Consider the following 23,618-nt stretch of genomic DNA (forward strand, 5'->3'; position numbering starts at 1 on the left):
GGCCGCCCGCGTGACTTGTCCGAGAACGCACGCCACCTGGCCCCGGGAGGAACACGGCGGCCGGGTGCCCGCACGGGTGCACTGTCCGAGGGTAGGCGGTGCGCCGGTGAGCAAGCCGGCCCGCCGCTGCTGCCTAGTCTGATGACGCGCCGGTGGACGTGGTCGCCGAGCCCGGTTTCCTCGCCGTCCCACCCGGGATCACCCCGGGCCGGGCGACCGGCTCCGCCCCCCTCCGCCGGCCGCACCCTTCCCGCCGGAGGAGCCGGACGCGCGATCCATCCGGCACACACCGACCTGCGGAGCATCCGCGTCCCTGACCGCTGTCCGTTCCGCGTACCTTCCGGAGACCTCATGGCCCCACCGGCTGCCATAGAACTGTCCCGGTGGCAGTTCGCCATCACGGCGATCTTCCACATGTCCTTCCCGGCCCTCACGGTCGGCCTCTCCGTGCTGCTCGCCGTTGTGCAGACCGTGTACGTGCGTACGGGCAACCCGCTCTACCAGCAGATCTTCCGCTTCTGGAAGAAGATCTTCGCGGTCGGCTTCGGCCTCGGCGTCGTCGCGGGCACCGTGATGACCTTCGAGTTCGGCCTCAACTGGGGCGTCTTCGCCCACGCGGTCGGACCCGTCATCGGGGTCACCATCGGCATGGAGGTCGTCACGGCCTTCTTCCTGGAGGCCGGCTTCATCGGCGTCATGCTCTACGGCGAAGGCCGGGTCAGCCCGCGCACCATGGCTCTCGCCTCCTGGATGGTGGCCTTCGGCACCCTGTTGTCCACCACCTGGATCCTGTCCGCCAACAGCTGGATGCAGGACCCGGCCGGCTACACCGAGACGGCCGGCCAGTTCCACCCGAGCGACTGGGCCGAGGTCCTGCTCAACCCGGCCTTCACCTACCGCTTCCCGCACATGCTGCTGGCCGTGCTGATCAGCGCGAGCTGGTTCGTCGGCGGCATCTCCGCCTGGTACCTGGTCAAGCGGCGCCGGGCCGCGCTGCCGTTCGCCCGCCGCTGCCTGTCCGTCGCCCTCGGCGTGCTCGCGGTCCTGATGCCGGTCCAGCTGTACGTCGGGGACGCCACCGCCGTCTTCATGGCGCAGCACCAGCCCGCGAAACTCCAGGCGTTCGAGGGGAACTGGCGCACCGACAACAACGGGTACAACGTGGTCGTCGTCCCCGACGCCGACCAGGGCAGGAACGACCTGCGCATCACGATCCCGCACCTGGGCGCGGTGATCGGCCACGACCTCACCGGCAAGGCCGAGGTCCCCGGCCTGCTGGAGACCCCACCCGACCAGCGGCCCAACATGTGGAGCACCTTCTACGGCTTCCGTGCCATGTACTTCACCGCCCTGGCCATGTTCGCCACCGCCCTCGCGGGGCTGGTGCTGCGCCTGCGCAGGCGTCTCTTCGACTCCCGCCGCTTCCTGCGCTGGATGGTCTGGATGACACCGGCCGGCGTCATCGCCATCACCGGTGGCTGGATCACCGCCGAGACCGGGCGCCAGCCCTGGGTGGTCTACGGCAAGCTGCGCACCTCCGACGCGCTGTCGCACCTGACCACCGCGCAGGCCGCTACCACCCTGGCCGCCTTCGTGCTCCTCTACACGGCCCTGCTGGTCATCTGGGTCCGCTACATCGTCCGTACGGTCAAGGCAGGCCCCGAGGCGCCCGCGGACGCCGCCGGGACGACCACCCTCGGAACGGAGACCTCCGTTGCTTGAGTACGCCACCTACGCCCTCGTCCTGCTCTCGCTCGGCATGTACGTCGTCCTGGACGGCTACGACCTGGGCGTAGGCATGCTCAGCCTGTTCGCCAAGGGGGAGAGCAGGCGCGAGTACGGCGAGCTGATCGCCACTGCCTGGGACGCCAACGAGAGCTGGCTCGTGCTGGCCGGCGTCGCCCTGTGGGCCGGACTCCCCGGCGTCTACGCGACCGTGCTGCCAGGGGTCTACCTGCCGCTGATCGGCATGCTGCTCGCGATCATCCTGCGCGGCATGGGACTGGAGTTCCAGAGCGCCGCCGCCGGCTACCGGCGCGGCTGGGCCCTGCTGTTCGGCGCGTCCTCCCTCGTCGCGACCCTCTGCCAGGGCCTGGTGCTCGGCGGCGTGCTCTCCGGACTGGAGCAGCGCGGCGGGTCGTTCAGCGGTGGCGCCTTCGACTGGCTCACCCCCTACAGCGTGCTGTGCGCGCTCGGCCTGGTGGTGCTGTACCTGCTGGCCGGCACCGCCTGGCTGCAGGACAAGACCGAAGGCGCCGCCCGCGAACGGGCCGGCCGGGCCGGGCGCCCGCTGCTGGTGGGCACCACCGTGGCCGCGCTGATCCTCGGGTTCGGCCTGGAGGCCGCCGATCCGCAGGAGTTCGGGTTCGACGAGCCCGTGCGCGCGACGCTGTACTGGACAGCGGTCGCCGGTGCGCTGGCCGCGGCGGCCGTGGCCTGGCACGGTTTCGGGCGACGACCCGACTGGCGGCCCTTCGCGGGTGTGGTCGCGGCCCAGGCCTGCGGGCTGCTGGCGCTGGCGGCCGCGACCGCTCCGGTGGTGGTGCCGCCCGGGCTGACCCTCCACCAGGCATCCAGCCCGCACGGCTCGCAGACCTTCCTCGTGGTCGGTGCGGGACTCTGCATGCCGGTGGTGTTCGCCTACAACGCGTACGCCTGGTGGGCCTTCCGCGGCAAGTTCACACAGGCTCCCGAGGCGCCGCTCGCCCCGCTCCGGGTGCGCGCGGGGGAGTCCCGCCGGGCCCGGCCCGAGCCGGGCCGCCTGGTGGTCGTCGCCCGGCGTGCGCTGCTCACCGTGCTCGGCATCGGTCTGGCAGCCGTGTCCCAGGACGTCTTCGGCGGCGTCGCCACCTGGATCGACCCCGTGGGCATCGCCCTCCTCTCGGCGACGGCTCTGATCGCCTGGATCGTCAGCGACCGGCGTGACCAGCGGGACGGGGTCTTCGATCTCGACCCCGCCGACACGGACCCCGCCCGGGCCGAGACGTGAGCGAGCGGAGCATGGGGATCCCTGCCGAGCGAAGCGAGGTGGGCGCATGAGCGCCTCGACCGCCCTGCTGACCGAACTCGGCGACGAGCGTGCCCGGGGCCGGAACGACGAGGTGTCGGCCCGGCTGCGGGCGTGGGCCGAGCCCGGCCGCAGGGAGCTGCGGCGGGCGGGACTGCTGCGCGGGCTGGCCCCGCTGGGCACCGTGCTGTGGGCTGCCGGTCTGGCGTGGAGCGCGCAGCGCGGGCTCGGCAGTCAGCACGGTGGACGGCTCCCGGTGAGCGTCCTGCCCGGAGCCGGGCTCATCCTCACGGGGCTGGCGGTCCGGTCCGTGCTGCTGTCGACGGCCGACGCGGCCGCCGTTCACGGAGCCCGCCGGGTGCGCGGGGCACTGCGCGGGCGCCTGCTCGCCGCGGCCCTGCCCGCGCGGGGCCCCGCCCGCACCGGACCCGGTGACGCGGCCCTCGCCGAGTCCCTGACCGGTGAGGTCGCCCGGCTGACCGAGTGGCTCACCGAGTACGTCCCCGCCCGCACCACCATGCTGCTCGGCAGCGGCCTGGCGCTCGCCGCGATCGCGGTCCGCAGCTGGTTCGTGGCACTGATCCTGGTCGCCGCCTCCCCGCTGCTGCCCGCCAACCTCAAGGTCATCGGCCTGGGCACGCAGGCCGCCGTCCACGCGCAGCTCACGGTGGTGCGCCGTCACAGCGCGCGCCTGCTCGACCAACTGCGCGGCCTGCCCACCCTGATCGGACTGGGTGCCCGGGAGACCGCCGTGAGCGTGCTGCGCGAGGACGACGAGGAACTGGCCCGCCGCACCCAGGCGGTGCTGCGGGTCGCCTTCCTCTCCACCGCCTGGATCGAGCTGCTGATCACCGGCACCCTCGCCGTGGTGGCGACCTCCTGCGGCCTGGCGCTGCTGGACTACCTCCAACTACCGCTGGTGCCAGGCAAGATGAGCCTGGCCACCGCGCTCTTCGTGCTGGTGCTCACCCCCGCCTACTTCGCCCCCGCCCGGGACCTGGCCCGCGGCTACCACGCCCGCGCCGAGGCCCGCGCCGCGGCGGAACTGATCGACGCGATCCTCGGCAGCGCAGACAGCGGCGGCGGGGAACCGGACCCGACCGCGCCGGCCCGGCGCAGCGGCGGCGCCATCGGCGTGCGCCTGGACCGTGCGACGGTCCGTCACCCCGACCGTGACGACCCGGCACTGGACGACGTGAGCGTCCACCTCGCCCCCGGTGAGCTCCTCGCCGTCACCGGGCCCAGCGGCGCGGGCAAGTCGACCCTGCTCGCCGTCGCCGCGGGACTGGCCGAACCCACGGCCGGAACCGCCACCCACGAACGGGAAGGCACCCTCCGGGCGCCGTCACCCGCCTCGGTCGCCTGGGTCGGCCAACCCGCGCACCTGCTGCCCGGCACCGTCCGCGAGAACCTGCTGCTGGCCCGCCCCGACGCCACCGACGCGGAACTCACCGCCGCGTTCCGCACGCTCGGCTTCGGCGACCTGCTCGCCGACCTGCCGAGCGGGCTGGACACCCCGCTCGGCGAGCGGGGCAGCGGGCTCTCCTCCGGCCAGTCCCAGCAGCTCTCCCTGGTACGGGCCCTGCTGCGGGACGCACCGCTGCTCTGCCTGGACGAGCCCACGGCCCACCTCGACCCGGTGGCGGAGGCCCGCGTGGTCTCGGCCCTGCGCACGCTGACCCGCGGCCGGAGCGTGCTGCTCGCCACCCACAGTCCCGAACTCCTCCACCTTGCGGACCGGACGATCCGCCTGGACCGGGGCAGGCTGCGATGAACGCCTGGAAACTGCTGCGCCACTCCGTGCCCCGCCGCGATCTGGCCGTCGCCATCATGCTGGCCGCGGCGGCGGAACTGAGCGCGGCGGCGCTGCTGGGCCTGTCCGGCTGGTTCCTGACGACCTGCGCGCTGGTGACGCTGCTGGCCGACACGACCTGGTCGTGGATGTACCCGTCGGGGACGGTGCGCGCCCTCGCCCTGCTGCGCACCTCGCTGCGCTACCTCGAACGGCTGGTCAGCCACCGGGTCGTCCTCACCACGACCGTGACCCTGCGCGGCCGCCTGGTCAGGGGAGCGGGCGAACTGAGCGCGCGCGAGCTGCGCGCCCAACGGGACGGAACCCTGCTCGCCCGGCTGACCACCGACGTCGAGACGGTGGCCGGCCTGCCCGCCCAGGTCGTCGCGCCGATCGCCGGCTGCGCCGTCACCGCGGTGCTGGTGGAGGCGCTGCTGCTGCGGGCGAGCCCGATGCTCGGCGCGGCCGAGCTCGGCGTGTTCGCGGGCGGCACCTGGTGGGCGATCCGCACCGGCCGCCGGGCCCGGCGGCACCTCGCGGGTGCCGCCGCCGCGCGGACCGGCGCGCGGACGGAGCTGATCGCGGCCCGGGCCGCCTTCAACGAACTGCGCTGCCTGGACGCGGTGCCGCGGGTCCGTGGTGGCGTCGCGGCGGCGCTGGAGCGCGAGGAGGCGGCCGCCTCCGCCGCGGCGGCCGAGCAGCGAACGGGCCGTCTGGGCCTGCGGCTGCTCGCCGCCCTCGGCCAGGGCCTCGCACTGGTACTCGCACTGGAGGCAGGCGGCTGGTCGCAGCCGGTGGCCGACGCCGTCGGCGAGGTGCTGCTGCTCGCCGCGGTGTGGGACCTGCTGGACCGTCTTCCGCAACTGCTCCAGGAGCTGGCCGCCGCCCAGGACGCGGCCGCGCGCCTCGGCCCGCTCGCCGCGACCGCCGCCGGCCCGCAGCCTCCCGTACCGGAGCGGGACGGCCTGGTGCTCACCGTGGCGGACCTGCCCACCGCCAACGGCGGACAGTCACTCTCGTTCACCTTCCGCGCTCCCCGGGTGCTCGTCGTCACCGGCCCCAACGGCAGCGGGAAGTCCACGCTCCTCGGGCAGCTGGCCGGACGGCTGCCGATCACCTCCGGCCAGGTGCGGCTGGGTGCGGCTCCCGTCGCTGACCTGCCCGCCGAGGCCGTCGCCGACGTGCTCACCCTGGTCGAGGCCGACGACTGGCTCGCCGACACGACCGTCGCCGCGAACCTGCACCTGGCCGCACCACTCGCCGACCCGGAGCAACTGCGCGCCGCGCTGGCGGCGGTCGGCCTCGGCACCCTGCGCCTGGACACCCCGGTCGGCCCCGCGGGCCGCGCCCTGTCCCAGGGGCAGCGGCGCCGCCTGGCCGTGGCCCGCGCGATCCTGCGCCGGCCGCGCATCCTGGTGCTCGACGAGCCCACCGCCGGGCTCGACCGGCCGACCGCCGAGGCGCTGCTGCGCGAGCTGCGCCGGGCGCTGCCCGACTCGGCCCTGGTCCTCGCCCTGCAGGACCAGGACCTCGCACTGCTTCCGTGGCGCCCGGACGTCACCGTCGACCTGACCGGCGTGACGAATCGTCAGCCTGCCTGCGGCGCCAGTGGATTCCCGCGCACAGCGATCGTCGTCCCGCGCAGGACGGGGGCGGGGAGGCGGTCTCCGGGGTAGCCGAGTTCGGCCGGGCGCAGCGGCGTTCCTGCCGTCAAGGTCCCTGGGCCTCGGGGCGTGCAGGGACGGGTCCGGGTCCAGCCGACCGGCGGTCGGTGTTCGGCGAGGAGCCGGGTGCCGTCCTGCCCGACGAAACCCGTCGAGGTAGCGGATGGGCGCGATCATGATCGTGCGCGCGTCGTCCGCGACGAAGGAGATGCGGCGCGTCAGGCAGTAGGTCTCGCCGTCGGCCCGGTCCCCGTCGAGGGACACGGCGCTCATGGTCTCACTCGCCCACGGCATCATCGACGCACGGAAGACCATGGGAGCCATTGCCCTGGCCCGGATCGCCAACGGCACGCCTCAGGCCGGGGCGAAGGCGCCGGACCCGGCGGGCGCCAAGCGCCCGGGGAGCCCTCCGAGGCCCCGATCGCCGCCGTCGGCTGACGCGTTTCCCGGCGGCATCACCCGTCCGGGCGCTTGACTTGGGGCATGGACGAGAGGCTGGTCGGTCGCGAGCAGGAACTGGGGCGGCTCGGTGACTTCCTGGCGGACATCCCGCGCACCGGCGGGTCGCTGGTGCTGGTGGGAGAGCCGGGTGTGGGGAAGACCGCGCTGCTCGCCGAGGTGTGCCGGGCCGGCGGGGCGGCCGGACTGCGGGTACTGCGGAGCGCGGGTGCGCAGTTCCGGGCGCAGGCAGGCTACGGTGCCCTGCGACAGTTGGTGGCGTCGGCTCCCGAGTGCCGGGCGGCGGCCGCGGACTTACCGGCCCTCGCCGCGGTCCTCGGTCTGGAACGGGGAACGGCGCCCGGGCACGAGGACGTGGCGCGGGCGGTGCTGTGCCTGGTGGAGTCGCTCTCGCTCACCCGGCCCACCCTGATGGTGCTGGACGACGCGCAGTGGCTCGACGGGGCCAGCGCCGTCGTCCTGGAGCGGGTGGCGCGTCGACTGCCCGGAACGGGCACGGGGATGGCCTGCGCGGTCCGCCCGGGAGAGGAGAGCTTCTTCGACCACGTCGGACTCCCCCTGCAGGAGCTGCGGCCCCTCGGCGAGGCCGCGTCCGAGGAACTGCTCGTCCGCCGCTTCCCGGCGCTGGCCCCACGGGTGAGGCGCCGGCTGATGGCCGAGGCCGAGGGCAACCCGCTGGCGCTGCTGGAGCTTCCGACGGCGCTCACGGACGCCGAGCGGAGCGCCGACCGTCCCCTGCCGACCCGCCTTCCGCTCACCCAGCGCCTGCAGGCCGCGTTCGCCTCGCGGATCAGGGGCCTGCCGGCGGTCACCCGGCACCTCCTGCTCGTGGCGGCGCTGGAAGGCACAGGCAACCTGCCGGTGCTGCGCCGGGCGGTGACCGGGCGGTGCGACCTGAAGCACCTGGCCCCGGCGGAGCGCGGACAACTCGTCCGCATCGACGAGCCGACCGGCCGGCTGGAGTTCCGGCACCCGCTCGTGCGATCGGCGGTCGTCGGGCTGTCGACCGGCGACCAGCGGCGCCATGTGCACCGCGCGCTCGCGGAAGCCTGGGGCGCGGCTGCCGAGCAACGCGTCCGGCACCTGGCACTCGCCGCGGTCGAGCCGGACGAACGGATCGCGGCACTCCTGGAGGAGTCCGCAGAGCTCGGTGCCCGCCGGGGCGACGGGCCGAGCGCTGTGGCGGCGCTGGTGCGGGCCGCCGACCTGAGCCCGACCGGGGCGGACCGGGCCCGGCGGCTCGCGAAGGCCGCGTACGTCGGCGCCGGCCTCACCGGCGAGCTGCGCGAGGTGCCGGCCCGGCTGGACACCGCCCGGCAGGCTGCCCCGGAGGCGGCTTCGCCGGCCGCCGCGGTGGCCACCGCGATGTACCTGCTCAACAGCCACGGGGACATCGACACCGCCCACCGGCTGCTGCACGGCGCGATCTCGCTGCTGCCCGAACCGTACGATCTGACCGACGCCACTCTTCTCGAAGCGCTGTCCACCCTGCTGATGGTCTGCGTCCACGGCGGCAGAAGCGACCTGTGGGCCGACTTCGACGTGACGCTGTCGCGGTGCGTGGCGGTCCCGGACACCCTGCACCTGCTGCGGGCCACCTTCGCCGACCCGGCCCGGGCCAGCCCGTCCGACTGGGCCCGCCTCGACGCCGCCGTCGCGGCCCTGCCCGGCACGTCCGACCCGGTGCGGATCGTGCGGATCGCCACTGCGGGCGCCTACGCGGATCGGCTCGGCGCCATCGAGGGGCAGCTGCGGCACACCGCCCGCGGCGGTCGCACCGGGGAGAACGACTTCACCGCCATCCAGGCCTCCTTCCTGTGGGGCAGCCACGCCTGGTTCACCGGGCGGTGGCCGGAGCTCCGCGAGGTGGTCGGCCACGGCCTGGACCTGTGCGAGGAGTTGCAGTACCCGCTGCGCTCCTGGACCGGGAAGTACCTGCTCGCCTGTGTCTCCGCGGTCTGCGCCGACTACACGACGGCCGGGAGGCTCGCCGACCGGATGGACCAGTGGGCCGGGTCCCGCCGCGGCCACGCCGTCGGATGCTACGCCGCCCACGCCAGGACACTGATCGCGCTGTCACAGGGCGACTACGAAGCGGCCTACCGCCATGCGTGCGCGATCTCGCCGGCCGGATCGTTCGCGCCCTTCGCCGGGCACGCGCTGTGGGCTGTCCTCGACCTGGTGGAGGCCGCGGTGCGCAGCGGTCGTCACGAGGAGGCCCGGGCGCATGTCGCGGCGGCCCGCGAGGCAGGGCTGGCAGCCGTCTCGCCGAGACTGGGCATGGTGCTGCTCGCCTCGGCCGCCCTGGCCGCCGAGGACGACCGCGAGGCTGCCGCCGGGTTCGAGCGGGCGGGGGCCGTGGACGGAGCGGAGCGCTGGCCCTTCGACCTGGCCCGCATCCGCCTCCACCATGGCGAGCACCTGCGCCGTACGAGGGCGGCGGCCCGGGCCCGGCACCACCTGACGGCCGCGGCCGACACCTTCCGGCGACTCGGCGCGACCCCGTGGGAGGAGCGGGCCGGCCGGGAACTACGTGCCACCGGCGCACACCGGGAGGGCGGCCCGGTCGGTTCCGGCGCCCCGTTGACGCCCCAGCAGCGGAGGATCGCACAGCTGGCAGCAGCGGGCCTCACCAACAAGGAGATCGGCGAGCGGCTGTTCCTGTCCCCGCGCACCGTGTCCACCCACCTCCACCAGCTCTTCCCGAAGCTCGGAGTGACCTCCCGGGCCGCCCTGCGCGACGCACTCGACCGGCTGGAGCCGCCGGGGCCCGGGCCGGACTACGTCGGATGACGGAAGCGGCCGTACGGGGGGCCACTCCTACCATGTCCTGACGCCCAGTCATCTTCGGGGTGCCGGAAAGCATTTCGGGCAAAAGGAAAAGGGAGAACCGATGAGTGAGCAGGAACGCCGCGAGAACGTCGTCCTCGTCCACGGAGGCTTCGTGGACGGCTCCGGGTGGCAGGGCGTGTACGAGCGGCTGACCGGGGCCGGGTTCCGGGTGAGCGTCGTGCAGAACCCGACGCTGTCGCTGGAGGACGACGTCGCCGCCACCCGCCGGGTGCTCGACGCACTGGACGGACCGGCCGTCCTGGTCGGCCACTCCTACGGCGGTGCGGTGATCACCGAGGCCGGCAACCACCCGAAGGTGACGGACCTCGTCTACATCGCGGCGTTCGCCCCCGACAAGAGCGAGTCGGTGAACACCCTGATCTCCGACCCGGCGCCGGGCGCCCCGGTGCCGCCGATCCTGCCGCCCCGGGACGGCTTCCTGTTCCTGGACCGGGAGAAGTTCGCCGCCTCCTTCGCCGCCGACGTTCCCGCCGAGCTGGCCGCCTTCATGGCCGACTCCCAGGTCCCGTGGGGCGTCGACGCCCTCGCCGGCGCCGTCTCCCAGCCCGCCTGGCGCACCAAGCCCAGCTGGTACCTGGTGGCGGCCGACGACCGCATGATCCCGCCGCCCGCCCAGCGCGCCATGGCCGAGCGGGCCGGCGCCCGCACCTCCGAGGTGCCCGGCAGTCACGCCGTCTACGTCTCCAGGCCGGACGCGGTGGCCGACTTCATCCGACAGGCCGCCGAGCACTGACGGAACGCCTTCGGCTGCGGGGTTCAGAGGCCGAACCGGGTGCGGTGGGGGGCGGGGACGAGGTCGGCGCATTCCGGGTGCTTGGTGATCCAGCCGCGGACGAAGGGGCAGTAGGGCATATGTCGCCGTCGATGCGTGACGGAGCGACGGCTTCGCCGTGCCCGGCTGCTCACCGTGGTTCGGCGATGATCAGCGGGCCGCGCGGGCGGACGGTGGCGGCGGTGGCGCTCTCCCGGAGGGGGGTGGCCGTGGCGGGCCGGAGCCGCAGGCGGGCGAGGACGGCTGCGGCGACGACGAGCATCTCGGCCCAGGCGAAGGACTCGCCGACGCACTTGTGCCGGCCCGCGCCGAAGGGGATGAACAGCCCGGGTCGGGCGTGGCCCGCGGGATGGCGCCAGCGGTCGGGATCGAACCGCGACGGGTCGGGGTAGAGCTGCGGGGAGCGGTGCAGCGCGGTCGGGCTGAAGAGGACCTCCGCCCCCGGGGGCAGGACGACGCCGCCGTACTGGAGCGGCTCCATCGCCCGGCGCATCAGGATCCAGTTGGGGGTGTGGAGGCGGAGGGTCTCGCTGATCGCGTGTCCCGTGCGTTCCAGGCGCGGCAGGTCCTCCAAGGACACGGCGCCGTCGGTGGCGACGGTGCGCACCTCCTCGCTCAGCTCGTCCTGCAGGTCCTGGCGCCGGGCGAGTTCGTGGAAGAGCCAGGCGAGCGTGGTGGCGGTCGTCTCGGTGCCGGCCAGGAGCAGCGAGACCGCCTCGTCCCGCACCTGGGCCGGTGCCATGGCGCGTCCGGTCTCCTCGTCGCGGGCGGTCAGCAGCAGGGACAGCAGCGTCTCGTCCCGGCCTTGCTGCCGGACGGCGGCCCGGGCAACGATCTCGTCCACCGTGGTGCGCAGGTCCCGGACCGCCGTGTCGAAGCGCCGGTTGGCCGGTACGGGCAGCTTCTCCAGCAGCGGCGAAGGATAGAGCGCCCGCTGGACGAAGCCGGTGAGGACCACGGGCACGGCCCGGTCGATCCGGGCCTTCTGGGCGTCGCTCAGGCGGGTGGCGAACAGCGCCTCGACCACGATGTCCCGGGCGAGGCGGTGCATCCGCGGCTCGATCGGCGCCGCCCGCCCGGGCTCCCAGCGGGACACCGCCGCCGCTGCCAGTCGTGCGGCCGACGCGGCGTACCGGCGGACGCTGTCGCGGTGGAAGGCCGGTTGCACCAGGCGCCGCTGGCGGAGGTGGAACGCGCCCTCGGAGATGAACAGGCCGTTGCCCAGCAGGCCACGGGCCTTGTCGAAGACGAAGCCCTTCTCGGTCTTCGCGGCGTCCTGAACGAGCAGCCGGTGGACCAGCCCGGGATCGGTGAGTACGTGAACCGGCGTGCGCCACAGGTGGATCCGTACCACCGGGCCGTGGTCGGCCAGCGACTGGAGGAAAGGCAGAGGGTCGGTCAGCAGTGGGAGCAGGTGCCCGAGCAGGGGCAGGCGGCCCGGCGCGCACGGCACGGTGACGGGCGGGGCGTCGTTCTCGCGCATCAGGGCCTCGCCGTGGGGGCCGGCACGTCGAACCGGGAGCTGCCGCGGGACCAGTCGATGTGTCCGCGCAGCCACAGCCCCAGGCTCCGGGCGTACGCGGAGGCCGCCTCGCCGCCGTCCGCGCGGACGGTTCGGCTCAGCTCGATGAACGCGCGCATCTCGGCGTCCCGCATGGCGACGGCCGACCGTCGGGCCTCGGCCGGAGAACAGCGGTGGTGGCGGGCGAGGACCTCGACCAGGTTGTGGCGGCCCTGGCCGCCCGCGGTCTCCTTGGCGTGGGAGTACAGGTCGTTGTCCCAGCTCACCAGGTTCGCCGTGAGGTCCCTGAGCCTGCGCAGCGAGGGCCCGTCCGCCTCCGCGGCCGGGACTTCGTGGCCGGCCGCGATGTCGACCAGGGCGAGGCAGGTGTACGTCGCCCCGGCGTGCCTGCGCACGGCCACGTACTCGGACAGGCCCGGCACCGTGCCCGCCTCGCGGTTGGCGGCCTCCCACACCTGGGCGGAGAGGTACTCGCGGACCGTGCACTCCCAGCGGAACAGCTGGGATGGCGAGGCCTGCGCGGCGACCCGGTCCCGGATCTCCCGCAGGGCCCTGGCGTAGGCGCCGGCCGGTCCGGACAGCCCGTCGTCGGACATCCTGGCGCCGGGCGGATCGGGGTCGATCACCCGGGCGAGGAGAGCGGTCGTGCGGGCCAACGGCCCGGGGCGATGGCCGTGTTCGCGGTCCTCGCAGTACCCGTCGTCGAAGGCGAAGAGCCAGACGTACCAGTCGGACAGCAGGCGCAGCATCCCGGCGGAGACCTCGGGGTTGGTCCGTGCCGCCAGGTGGCCGCTGCGCTGGCGCCCGATCCGGTCGGACTGCCGGAGGCGCCCGTCCAGCAGCCGGTGGTGCGCCAGCCACGCCAGGCTCTGCCGGTCGGCCTCTTCGGCGTGGGGGTTCGTCAGGGAGGGAAAGGGGCACCACAAGTCGTCCGGAGCGCTGTGCGGCTGCCCGTCGGGGAGATCGGTCATCACTGTGCCGGCCTTCGTCTGGTTGGGGGCGCGGCCGACTCTCCCTGCTCCGCGACGCCTGCGTGGCGGAGCCCGGCCGGCCTGCACGAGGAGGCCGAAGCTAGTGCGGGCCGGGGCGGGGTGGTGGACTGTGCGCGCATCCGTGGTTGTCTCTCGGCGCACTGCCGGCGCCGATGACGGGCGCTCGGCGAGGGCCTGCGACACCAGCGTGGTGCCGGCGCTGGGGCACCCAGCCCAGGCGGACGGTGCCGCCCTGTTCGGGCAGGCCGGACAGCTCGCGGGCCGCCGCGTGATCCCGTCGAGCACGACCGTCGCACGGCGCATCACCACCCGCCCGGCCGCCGTCAGCCGTGCGCCCTCGCGGCGCCGTTCCAGCAGCTCGGCGCCCGCGGCCCGCTCGATCGAGGCGATCTGCCGGGACACCGCCGACTGGGTGTACCCCAGCGACTGCGCGGCCGCCAGGTGCCCTGCTCGGCCACTGCCCGGAACACCCGCAGCGCGGTCAGCGAGACATCCGTGGAATCCACGACTCCTACGCATACCAGTCGTGCGAGAGTTTCGTTGGACTCATGGACACCCGGCTCCTAGCGTTGTCGGTGTGAACGAGTCCCGCGTCGCCCTCGTCACGGGCGCCAACCAAGGCCTCGGTCGGGCCCTCGCCGAAGGGCTGGCGGCAGGCCTGGGGCCGGACGACCTCGTCCTGCTCACCGGCCGCAACCGGCAGCGCGTCACCGACGCCGCCCGCGAGGTCAGCCGGTCGGCCCGCACCCGCAGCCGCGTCGAAGGACGGGTCCTCGACGTCACCGACACCGAGGCCATCGCCCACCTCGCCGACGAACTCCGGCAGCGACACGGCGGCGTCGACATCGTCATCTCCAACGCCGTCGCCCGGCTGCTCCCCGGCGAGTCCCAGGAGGAGCGCGCCGACGAGTTCATCGACGTCTCCAACACCGCCACCCACGCCGTGCTGCGCGACTTCGCCCCGCAGCTGCGCTCCGGCGGCCGACTGCTCGTGGTGGCCAGCAGCCTGGGCACCCTCGGCCACCTCGACGCCCGGCTGCGGCACCTGTTCGACGGCGCCGACCTCGACCAGGTCGAGTACGCCGTCGAGTCCTGGCGCAGCGCCGTTCACCAGCGCACCGCCGAGGAGGCGGGGTGGCCTCGCTGGCTGAACGTGCCCTCGAAGGTGGCCCAGGTCGCCGCCGTACGGGCGGTGGCCGCCGAGCGGCGCGAGCGCGACCTCGCCGCCGGCATCCTGATCGCCGCCGTCTGCCCCGGTATGGTCGACACCGCGACCTCCCGGCCGTGGTTCGGCGACCACGGCCGGACCGCCCGGCCGCCCGCGGTGGCCGCCCGGGCCGTCCTGGACCTGGTGTTCGCCACGCCGGTCGACCCCGCGTTGTACGGCGAACTGGTCCGCTCCGGCACGGCCCTGGACCGGCACGGCGGCACACCCCCGACCGAGCAGGACCTCCGGCTCGCCCCCTGAGCCGACTCGCCTCGTCGCAAGAGGAGTTCACCCATGGCTCGGATCGCCACGCGCTACGGCTTCGCCAGCACCGCCGCCGAGGTCGCCCACGACGTCGACCTCACCGGCCGGCGCGCCCTGGTCACCGGCGCCTCCTCCGGCCTCGGCGCGCAGACGGCCCGCGTCCTGGCCGGCCGCGGGGCAGCCGTCACGCTGGCCGTCCGCGACCTGGCGGCCGGCCAGCGCGTCGCCAGGACCATCGCCTTGGTTCCTCCTCGTGCGGTCGGATCGCCTGGTTGGTCGGGGAAGGAAAAGATGTCGAGAGGGAAGGCACCACGATCACCTCATATGGGTTTGCCTTTCCGAAATCTCTCTGTAATCAAAAGGTTGCCAAATGGTGCCGATGGGTGCTGCTCCGTGCGCCTGTCGCTGCGGGCTCCTCGGGGGGCGCCGGTCGAGGAAGGGCCTTAGCATGCCGATGGGGCGGGGGCCGCGCCCAGGAGATCCCGAGGAGCTTGGCGATGACCGTCCAGTCACACCATCCGTGTACGTACCATGCTCGACCGATGCGGATGCACTGGCACCTGTGGCCGCATGGGCAGGCCACCCGGCAGCATCCGCACCCGCCGACGGTCCACGGCGTCACCACTCACCTGGCGGAGGCGGCGGCCGCGCTGCACAGCCTCGGTGAGGACGACGACCAAGAGCGCACGGCGATCCTGCGGACCGCGCGCCAGGCGACCGACACCGCACTCGGCGTGCTCGCCGCCCTCGGCGCCGCCTCCGCCCCCCGCCGGCTGGAACTGCTGCGCGACTCGGTCCGTGCGGCGCACGGCACGGTGGAGTCGGGCAAGACGGCGATCTACCAGAGCACCGGCACCCGTCTCAGCTGAGCCTGCCAGTGATGCCGGACGGTTTCAGTGCGGGTGACACCGCTTTCGTACTCGTCAGTGCGGCCCTGGTCATGCTGATGACCCCTGGGCTGGCGTTCTTCTACGGCGGGATGGTCAGGGTCAAGAGCACGCTGAACATGTTGTCGATGTGTTTCGTCGTGCTGGCGATCGTCAGCGTGCTGTGGGTGCTCTACGGCTACTCGCTCAGCTTCGGCCCCGACGCCTTCCACGGACTGATCGGCAATCTCGACCACCTGGGGATGCGCGGCATCGGGCTGAACGACCTGCACGGCTCGATCCCGGTCACCGTGTTCGCCGCGTTCCAGCTGATGTTCGCGGTGATCACCCCGGCGCTGGTCAGTGGCGCGATCGCGGACCGCGCCCGGTTCGCCGCCTGGGGACTGTTCGTCGCGCTCTGGGGCACGCTGGTCTACTTCCCGGTCGCGCACTGGGTGTTCAGCACCGACCACGGGCGCGGCGGCTGGTTGGTCGACCGGGTGGGTGTGATCGACTTCGCCGGTGGCACCGCGGTGCATGTCAACGCCGGGGTCGCGGGCCTGGCGCTCTGTCTGGTGCTTGACAGGCGCGTCGGTTTCAGGAAGAGCCCGATGCGCCCGCACAGCCTGCCGCTGGTGATGCTCGGCTCCGGGTTGCTCTGGTTCGGCTGGTTCGGCTTCAACGCGGGCTCGGCGCTGGCCGCGAACGGTATCGCCGGTACGGCGTTCCTGAACACCCAGACCGCCGCTGCCGCCGCGATGCTCGGTTGGCTGGCGTACGTGCGGGCGAGGAACGGTGCCTTCACCTCGCTGGGTGCCGCCTCCGGGGCGGTGGCCGGCCTGGTTGCCATCACCCCGGCCTGTGGTTCGGTCTCGACGCCCGGTGCCGTCGTGATCGGGCTGGTCGCCGGCGCGGTCTGTGCCGCGGCGGTCAGCCTGAAGTACCGCTGGGGCTTCGACGACTCGCTGGACGTGGTGGGCGTGCACGCGGTCGGCGGGGTGATCGGCTCGCTGCTGATCGGCTTCCTCGCCACCGGGAACGTCGCCCAGAACGCCAAGGGCCTGTTCTACGGCGGCGGGTTCGGACAACTCGGCAAGCAGGCGGTCGGAGTCGCGGTCGTCGCCGGATACTCCTTCGCAGTCTCCTGGCTGCTCGGCCGGGCGATCCAGAAGACCATCGGCTTCCGGGTCACCGAAGAGGTCGAGGTGGACGGCATCGACCAGACCGAGCACGCCGAGACCGCCTACGACTTCACCGCGGCGGGGGCTCCCCGGCCCGGGCCCTCGCCACCCAGACCGCGATTGCGAAGTGTGACGGGCGGCCTGGCGACGGCAGTGAGGAAGGCGTGGAAGAGGAACACCCCGTAGACGGCGGAACCCGCCCGGCCACGGAGCCTGCGGACGCCGGGGCGGACTCCGGGGGCGGACTCCGGGGTTGGGACGGTTGACGACGTCCGCCCGGCACGGGAACGGGCGCCGCCCGGACCGAACCCCGTTCCACCCCGCCCGGTTCGCCGGCCGTACCAAGGCGTAAGAGCTGACGCAAGGCGGACCATCAGGACCGTGAACGCGTGGGACGGCGGCGGGCTCACCGCAGGGAGCGGATCGCCGGACTCATGGCAACCACGCCGGCACCGGCCAGGACGGCGCCGCCGCAGGACAGGAACAGCACCGTCGTGCCGTACGGGAGCAGGGCGCCGGCCACCACGTAGGAGAACGGGTCGAACGCCACCGTGGCCAGCACGACGAGGCTGAGCACGCGGCCCAGCAGGCGCTCGGGCACCCGTTCCTGCAGGGTGGCCACGACGACCACTCCGAGGAACCCGGATCCGAGGCCGATGAGCGAGAGGACCGCCGTCGCGGCGGCGACGTGCGTGACGGCGGAGAGCCCGGCCATGCCCGCGCCGATCGCCGCGACGCCGCCGACCACGGTCCGGCCGCGCCTGGCCGGGGGCCTCCACCCGGCCACCACCGCGCCGGCCAGGGAGCCGGCGCCGAAGCCGGAGAGCACGACGCCCAGGGCCCCGGCGCCGCCGAGGCGTTGGTCGGCGAGCACCGCCCCGCCCACGAGTACGGGGCCGACGACGGCGATGTTGATCAGGGCGACGGCTGCCAGCATCCCGCGCACCAGGGGTTCCCGCCAGGCGTACCCCAAGCCCGCCCGCAGGGCGCGCGCACTGCTGAGCGGCTCACCGTCGGGAGCGTCCGGCACCGGGGCGTCCCCGGCGCCCGCGCCACGCCGTACCACGCGGGCGAGAGTGCCGAGGGCGACGGCGGCCGACGCGGCCGTCGCCGCGATCCCGCCGAGCGTCGCGGTGAAGCCGACGGCGGCGATGCATCCGGCGGCCACCGCGGGCCCGACCAGGTCGCCGGCGGACTCCGCGCCCTGCACCAGCCCGTTGACCCGGGCGAGCTTCTCGGTCGGCACGGCGCCGGGGCCACCCGGGTTCGTGAGCAACACACCGCGACGCCTTGACGGGTCCGTGCTCGCCAGACGGGAGACGGCGATCTCGACCTGCCGGCCGTCGGGATCCCGGTAGTCCAGCGGGACGTCGAGGGCCGCGCACTCCAGACGGGACGCGGCGGCGTTGCGCGGTTCGGCCTCCTGCGGACACGGGCCCCATCGCAAGGGGCCCGGTGTGGCCGTGACCCTGTCCGCGGTCGCGGCCGATGGCACTCCCGAAACGGTCGCCGCCGCGACCGCGGTGGCCGCGAGAGCCAGGAGCAGGATTCTGCGCATCTGGTGTCCCATGAGGAGCCGAGGTGGTGAGTAGAGGTGGTGATCCGTTCCTGGGTCGGACCGGAGTCCCCAGGGATCTGCCACGCCGGCCGCACAGTCTCGACCGGATGAAGTGCCACCCGGCCCAACGTCGGGTTGCCTGCCGGGTTCCGGCCAACCGCTCCCCGTCATCCCAACGGGCGAGCAACCTGCTGGCGGTCCGTCATCGCGCTGCCGCGCGCACCACCACGAGACGGTCAGGTGCCGGGCAGCAGGAAGTCGGCGTAGTCGGGCAGGCCGCGCAGGTGGGTGCCGCCGTCGACGAGCAGGGTGATGCCGGTGATCCAGTCGGCGTGGTCGGAGGCGAGGAAGACCACGGCCTTGGCGATGTCGTCGGGCCGGCCCATCCGGTCGATGGCGAAGGTGCGGTGCCAGGCTGCCTCGAACTCCGGTGTGGTGAACTCCTGGGCCAGCGGGGTCTGCACCGCACCCGGCGCCACGGCGTTGATCCGGATGCCGTACCGGCCGGCTTCCAGGGCAGTGGCCTCGGTGAACTTGGCGATGCCGGCCTTCGCGGCCGAGTAGTGGGCGTTGCCGCGGGTGGTGGCGAAACCGTCGACCGCGCCGAGGTTGACGATCACCCCGCCGCCGATGGTCTTCATGTGGTTGATCGCGGCCTTGGTGCCCAGGTAGGTGCCCTTGAGATGGGTGGCGACGACCGCGTCGAAGTCGTCTTCGGGCAGGTTCTCGGTCAGGTCGAAAGTGCTGGTGCCGGCGTTGTTGACCAGGATGCCGACGCTGCCGAGCTCGGCGATGGCCCGGTCGAACAGGGCCGTCATGTCGGCGGACCTGCTGACGTCGGCGACCACCGGGACGGCCCGGGTCCCGTCGTCGGCGTGGGCCGAAGTGAGCCGGGCGGCGGCCGCGGTGAGTTCGGACCGGTTGCGGGCAGTGACGACCACGTCGGCGCCACGGCTCATCAGGCGGTCGGCGATCGCGTAGCCGATGCCCTTCGACGCGCCCGTGACGATGGCGGTGTCTCCGACGAGCTCCATGTTCTTCCTTCCGGGTCCCGGCCCCCGGCGGTCATCGGGCAGGGCCGCCAGCAGGCTGAACGATCCGCACCCGGGGTTGGTGACGGTGATCGGCTCGAACACCGCACCCCCGATACCGGGGCCGGCGGGCTCGCACAGCCGCCACCTCCGTGTCCGTGCCCGAAAGGACCGCGAACCATGCCCAGCCACGGCGCCTGCCGCCCGGTGCCGCCCGTGCCGTGCGGGATCGCATTGCGCGGGCGGCCGGGTCGCCTCGGTGGTTCGAGCTGGGGTCGGGGAGGATCTCGGTGGCGTAGCGCTCCGTCAGCTCCGTCGGGGGTTCCGCGATGCTGAGCTGCCGCACGGGCGGGGCCGTTCCGGGCCGGGCCGGTGTGGCGTCGGCGAGCCTGCTCGCGACCGCCGGCTGAGGCCCCCGGCGGAGTGCGAGGCGGCGGAGTGCGACACGGCGGAGCGGCGCCACCGCTGATCCGGGCGGGCCGTGGCCGGCAGCGGATCCCGATGGCCGCCCGGCGCCTTCGGCTTCGGCTTCGGGGGTCAGAGGCCGAACCGGGCGCGGTGGGTGGCGGGGACGACGTCGGCGTACTCGGGGTGCTTGGTGATCCAGCCGCGGATGAAGGGGCAGTAGGGGAGGACGGCGAGCTGCTGGTCGCGTGCGGCGTCCAGGGCGGCGCGGGCCAGCCGGCTGCCGAGGCCGCGGCCTTCGAAGCGGGGGTCGATCTCGGTGTGGATGAAGGCGATCTCGTTGCCGGAGCGGTGGTACTCGGCGAAGCCGGCGAGTTCGCCGTCGTCCTGGATCTCGAACCGGGACTTCTCGGTGTTGTCGGTGACGGACTGCGCCATGATTCCTCCTCGTGCGGTCGGATCGCCTGGTCGGCACCCCTGACTATAGTTGAAGAATCAACATTTGTCGCGGTTGGCGTGGCGAGGCGACGGCTTCGGCGTGCCCGACGGCCGGCGGTCGGGCGTCGTACCCGTGCTTCCGGAGGTGGTCAGGGGGTTGTGACGGCGGAGGCGAAGTCGGGGTGCACGCCCAGCTGGGCGAGCATGACGCTGAGCCCGACGTAGCAGTTGAATTCCTTGACCTTCCCGTTCTGGACGTACCAGAAGTCGGCGGTGGGGATGCGGAGCCGGGCGCCGGTGGCCCGCACGGTACCGGCGGGCGTCTCGAAGGGGCCGGTGACGGTGCCCTTGATCGTCAGCTCGACGGCGACCACGTCGCCCATGACGTGGACCCGGTGGAGTTCGCGGTGGATGTCGGGCGCCAGGGCGCCCATGAAGGCGACCTGGTCGCCGAGGTGCTCGCCGCGGTAGCTCTCGCCCGCGACGACGTTGTTGAACACCCCGTCCTCGGCGAACAGGTCGATGAAGCCCTGCACGTCGAGGACGTCGCCCTCGGCCGCGTGGTAGGCGGCCCGGACCACGGCCTCCGCGTCGGTGGTCATCGCACTTCCCCTTCCGTGAAGGCCGTCGGACTGTCGCCCGGGGTGCCGGGGTGCCGGGGTGCCGGGGCGTCAGGGCTTGCAGGGCCGGGTCTCGGTCCAGTCGACCAGCAGCCGGCGCTCGGCGAAGAACCAGCCGCCGTCCCGCTTGACGAACCGGTCGAGGTAGCGGATGGACGCGATCATGATCGTGCGCTCGTCGGCCGGGCCGGACGAGACGTGGTGCGCCAGGCAGTAGGTCTCGCCCTCGGCCCGGTCCCCGTCGAGGGTCACGGTGCTCTGGCCGTTGAAGTGGGTGGTGGTCCGGTACCGGTTGAGGTCGGCGAAGACCGGTGCGAGGGCGGCGCGTCCGCGCAGTTCCTGGGTCGGTTCGGCGGCCGTGGCGTCCATGTGGACCAGGAAGCGGCTGTCCTCGGTGAACAGGGCCATCTGCCCCTCGGCGTCCCGGCGGTCCGCACAGTGGGCGTAGGCGTCGACCAGCCGGCGGATGGCCAGCCGGTCGGCGGCCTCCGGGGGTGGAACGGCAACGGGGGACGACACATCGGCTCCGATCGTCGCACTGCCTGACACCAGCAGGAGAGCACCGGCGCCGTGGGCCCCGCAACCGGACGAGCAGGCGCCGCCGCCCGGCAGGAGTCTCGACCGGGACGACCGGGACGACAGGGACGACAGGGACGACAGGGACGACCGGGACGGCCAGGCTGATCGGGACCGCCAGGAGAGCCGGGACGACCGGGACCGCCGGAGCTCCCGTTCGCCTCGCCGAGCGTGCGTCGGGGTTCCGGTGGTGGCGATGGCCCCGCGCGGGCGGCGCACCGGCGCCGGACCGCGCCCCGGCCGTCGCGAGCGGGTCGGCGATCGACGGCGCGCCCGTTGCCGCCCCCGGGCCCGCAGGTCCGGTGGTGGCGGCGCGGGATGCGCCGTCAGCAGCAGCCGTGCCACTGGTAGTCGGTGGGGACTTCGAGTCCGGCAACGGGGTCGTCGGCGTTCGTTTCGCTGTTCGCGTCGGCGACGGAGTGGATGGTGGTGCCCTTCTTGATGGTCTCGGCGACCTTGATGTCCTTGATCTCCTCCGGCGGGACCGTCAGCGGGTTCGCGGAGAGGATCACCAGGTCGGCGAGCTTGCCGACCTCGATGCTGCCCTTGCGGTCCTGTTCGAAGTACTGGTGGGCGGCGTTGATGGTGATGGACTTGACCGCGTCGAGGGCCGACACGCACTGCTCGGGGCCGAGGACGACCTGGTCGGTGCGGGTGCGGCGGGTGACCTGGCTGGAGAGGATGGCGATCGAGTTGGGCAGGGCGACCGGGGCGTCGTGGTGCGAGGTGTAGATCATCCCCCGGTCCACGGCCCAGCGGGCGGGGGAGATGGTGGCGGCCCGCTCCGGCCCGAGGACGGTCTTGCGGTACCAGTCGCCCCAGTAGTACGTGTGCATGGAGAAGAAGGACGGGATGATGCCCAGGCGGTCGAAGGCCTCGATCTGCTCCTCGCGGGCGGTCTGGGCGTGGATCGCCACCGTCCGCCGGTCGCCGGAGTCGGCCTCCCCGGCGGCGGTGCCGACCGCCTCGATGAACTGGTCGATCGCGGCGTCCCCGTTGACGTGGGCGAGTACCTGCCAGCCCTTGGCGTACGCGGTGCGCACCTGGTCGAGCACGACCTCGGGGTCCTCGACGGTGGGGTAGCCGCGGTAGCCCTCGGGGGTGCCGTCCGGCCGCTCCTGGTAGGGCTCGGTGAGCCAGGCCGTGCGGCCCTGCGGGGATCCGTCCAGGTACATCTTCACGCCGGCCGCGCGCACACCCCGGTGGTACTCCTGGCTCGCGCCGACCGGGTCCGGCTCCGGTGCGGCCGTCGCCTCGTCGGCCCGCGCGTAGGCGACGACGTCGATCTTGAACGGCACAACGGCGGCGGCGTCCCGCAGGGCCTTCAGGTTCTTCAGCGTGGCGCCGCCCTCCTGGACGGTCGTGAAGCCGAAGCTCGCGGCCGACGCCACGCCCTTGCTGAAGAGGGCGGCCAGTGCGGCCAGCGGCAGCCCTTCGGTGGCCTTTTCGGAGGCCGGGCTGAAGGCCGTCTCCTCCAGGACGCCGTTGGGCTCGCCGTACGGCCGGGCCACGGGGCCGGGCCGGCGGCGGATGACGCCGCCGTCCGGGTCCGCGCTGGCCTTGGTGTAGCCCAGCTCCCGCAGGCCGCGGCTGTTCACCGCCCCGAGGTGGAAGGACTGGTGGATGGCCAGCACCGGCCGGGTGGTGGACACCTTGTCGAGGTCCTCGCGGGTGGGGTGCCGGCCCTCGGCGAGCATGGCGTCGTCGTAGCCGAACCCGATGATCCACTGGGAGAAGGCGCCCACCGGGGTCTTCGCCCACGCGCGCAGCTTCTCCTGGAGCGAGGCGATGTCGGTGACGTCGCCGTCGGGATCGGCCAGGAGGTTGGCGAGGGTGGCCTGCAGGCCGATGCCGCCCAGGTGCCCGTGGGCGTCGATGAACCCGGGCAGCAGGGCGCGGCCGGCGAGGTCGCGCACCTGTGTTCGCGGCCCCTGCCAGCGGTCGACGGCCTCCCGGTGGTCACCCACGTGGACGATGACACCGTCCTTGACGGCCACCGCCTCGGGGCCGGGAGCGGAGTCCTGGGCATCGGCGGCGACCGTCACGATCTCCCCGCCGTGGAAGATGACATCGGCCTCGTCGTACGGTGCCGCGGCCCGGGCACCGCCGTCGTCCGTCGTCCCTGCCGGCTGACCGCTCATTCCGGTTCCCTCCTGTTACCGCTGGCTACTCCTGGTGCTCACCTGCCTACCCATGGCAACCGGATCGCGAACCCGGCTCCTGCCGCGGCCGGATCCATGGGCGAGCGGCCGGCAGGAGGGGCGAGGCCGACCGGGGGCCGCAGGGGGATGACGAGAGTGTCGCGCCGGGCGCGTGAAAACGGGAGCGGTGCCGGCGTGGAGGAGGGGGAGGAGGTTCCGGCCCCGGGCGACCCGGTGGCCGTCGCCACCGGCATGCGGTCGGTGACGACG

General features: G+C 73.6%; 17 protein-coding genes and 2 pseudogenes. 10 read left to right on the top strand and 9 right to left on the bottom strand.

Annotated elements, in window-relative coordinates:
* The first annotated feature begins 351 nt into the window (after positions 1-351).
* The 6 genes from ACGFSC_RS19300 (at position 352) to ACGFSC_RS19325 (ending at position 10,508) form a co-directional block, all read left to right on the top strand.
* Entirely contained in the window at positions 352-1,722 is a 1,371-nt protein-coding gene (locus ACGFSC_RS19300; RefSeq protein ID WP_359907469.1) for a cytochrome ubiquinol oxidase subunit I, read from the top strand.
* Positions 1,715-2,989, top strand: coding sequence for a cytochrome d ubiquinol oxidase subunit II (locus ACGFSC_RS19305; RefSeq protein WP_359907466.1), 1,275 nt, complete (start codon positions 1,715-1,717; stop codon positions 2,987-2,989). The genes ACGFSC_RS19300 and ACGFSC_RS19305 overlap by 8 nt, the downstream gene beginning before the upstream one ends.
* 46 nt (positions 2,990-3,035) lie before the next feature.
* A complete protein-coding gene (locus tag ACGFSC_RS19310; RefSeq protein WP_359907463.1) occupies positions 3,036-4,781 on the top strand; it encodes an ATP-binding cassette domain-containing protein in 1,746 nt (581 codons plus the stop codon).
* On the top strand, positions 4,778-6,475 hold the full coding sequence (locus tag ACGFSC_RS19315; protein WP_359907460.1) for an ATP-binding cassette domain-containing protein: 1,698 nt from the start codon (positions 4,778-4,780) through the stop codon (positions 6,473-6,475). Before ACGFSC_RS19310 ends, ACGFSC_RS19315 begins: the two co-directional genes overlap by 4 nt.
* A 471-nt stretch (positions 6,476-6,946) precedes the next feature.
* Positions 6,947-9,715, top strand: coding sequence for an AAA family ATPase (locus ACGFSC_RS19320; protein WP_359907457.1), 2,769 nt, complete (start codon positions 6,947-6,949; stop codon positions 9,713-9,715).
* A gap of 100 nt (positions 9,716-9,815) precedes the next feature.
* The gene (locus ACGFSC_RS19325; RefSeq protein WP_359907454.1) at positions 9,816-10,508 is read left to right on the top strand and encodes an alpha/beta hydrolase; all 693 of its coding nucleotides are present in this window, start codon (positions 9,816-9,818) and stop codon (positions 10,506-10,508) included.
* A 169-nt stretch (positions 10,509-10,677) separates the two neighbouring features.
* On the opposite strand, the gene ACGFSC_RS19330 is transcribed toward ACGFSC_RS19325, so the two are convergent.
* The 3 genes and pseudogenes from ACGFSC_RS19330 to ACGFSC_RS19340 form a co-directional block, all read right to left on the bottom strand.
* A complete protein-coding gene (locus ACGFSC_RS19330) occupies positions 10,678-12,030 on the bottom strand; it encodes a cytochrome P450 (RefSeq protein ID WP_359907451.1) in 1,353 nt (450 codons plus the stop codon).
* The gene (locus ACGFSC_RS19335; protein ID WP_359907488.1) at positions 12,030-13,040 is read right to left on the bottom strand and encodes a terpene synthase family protein; all 1,011 of its coding nucleotides are present in this window, start codon (positions 13,038-13,040) and stop codon (positions 12,030-12,032) included. Before ACGFSC_RS19335 ends, ACGFSC_RS19330 begins: the two co-directional genes overlap by 1 nt.
* Positions 13,041-13,175: 135 nt before the next feature.
* A pseudogene (locus tag ACGFSC_RS19340) lies at positions 13,176-13,567 on the bottom strand (LysR family transcriptional regulator); the annotation flags it as partial.
* Positions 13,568-13,638: 71 nt separating this feature from the next.
* On the opposite strand from ACGFSC_RS19340, the gene ACGFSC_RS19345 reads away from it, so the two are divergent.
* The 4 genes and pseudogenes from ACGFSC_RS19345 (at position 13,639) to ACGFSC_RS19360 (ending at position 16,765) form a co-directional block, all read left to right on the top strand.
* Positions 13,639-14,529: an SDR family NAD(P)-dependent oxidoreductase gene (locus ACGFSC_RS19345; RefSeq protein WP_359907448.1), complete on the top strand. Its 891-nt coding sequence runs from the start codon at positions 13,639-13,641 to the stop codon at positions 14,527-14,529.
* A gap of 33 nt (positions 14,530-14,562) precedes the next feature.
* Positions 14,563-14,769 (top strand): annotated as a pseudogene (locus tag ACGFSC_RS19350) (SDR family NAD(P)-dependent oxidoreductase); the annotation flags it as partial.
* Positions 14,770-15,074: 305 nt separating this feature from the next.
* Complete coding sequence (locus ACGFSC_RS19355) at positions 15,075-15,401, top strand: hypothetical protein (protein WP_359907445.1); 327 nt, start codon at positions 15,075-15,077, stop codon at positions 15,399-15,401.
* Positions 15,402-15,412: 11 nt separating this feature from the next.
* Positions 15,413-16,765 carry an ammonium transporter gene (locus ACGFSC_RS19360; protein WP_359907442.1) on the top strand — a complete coding sequence of 451 codons (1,353 nt, stop codon included), beginning with the start codon at positions 15,413-15,415 and terminating at the stop codon, positions 16,763-16,765.
* A 220-nt stretch (positions 16,766-16,985) separates the two neighbouring features.
* Here the strand turns inward: ACGFSC_RS19360 and ACGFSC_RS19365 are convergent, their stop codons facing one another.
* The 6 genes from ACGFSC_RS19365 to ACGFSC_RS19390 form a co-directional block, all read right to left on the bottom strand.
* The gene (locus tag ACGFSC_RS19365; protein WP_392863648.1) at positions 16,986-18,026 is read right to left on the bottom strand and encodes an MFS transporter; all 1,041 of its coding nucleotides are present in this window, start codon (positions 18,024-18,026) and stop codon (positions 16,986-16,988) included.
* Between the two features lie 347 nt (positions 18,027-18,373).
* Entirely contained in the window at positions 18,374-19,171 is a 798-nt protein-coding gene (locus ACGFSC_RS19370) for an SDR family NAD(P)-dependent oxidoreductase (RefSeq protein WP_359907440.1), read from the bottom strand.
* Between the two features lie 534 nt (positions 19,172-19,705).
* On the bottom strand, positions 19,706-20,011 hold the full coding sequence (locus ACGFSC_RS19375) for a GNAT family N-acetyltransferase (protein ID WP_359907437.1): 306 nt from the start codon (positions 20,009-20,011) through the stop codon (positions 19,706-19,708).
* Positions 20,012-20,160: 149 nt separating this feature from the next.
* Positions 20,161-20,613 (bottom strand): nuclear transport factor 2 family protein, encoded by a 453-nt coding sequence (locus tag ACGFSC_RS19380; protein WP_359907434.1) that lies wholly within the window; start codon positions 20,611-20,613, stop codon positions 20,161-20,163.
* 69 nt (positions 20,614-20,682) lie between these two features.
* Complete coding sequence (locus ACGFSC_RS19385; RefSeq protein ID WP_359907431.1) at positions 20,683-21,150, bottom strand: nuclear transport factor 2 family protein; 468 nt, start codon at positions 21,148-21,150, stop codon at positions 20,683-20,685.
* A 383-nt stretch (positions 21,151-21,533) separates the two neighbouring features.
* Positions 21,534-23,348, bottom strand: a complete 1,815-nt coding sequence (locus tag ACGFSC_RS19390) for an amidohydrolase family protein (RefSeq protein WP_359907428.1) — start codon at positions 23,346-23,348, stop codon at positions 21,534-21,536.
* Positions 23,349-23,618 lie beyond the last annotated feature (270 nt).

It is taken from the genome of Kitasatospora sp. NPDC048715 (genome assembly GCF_043198905.1).
Taxonomy (GTDB): Bacteria; Actinomycetota; Actinomycetes; order Streptomycetales; family Streptomycetaceae; genus Kitasatospora; species Kitasatospora lactacystinica.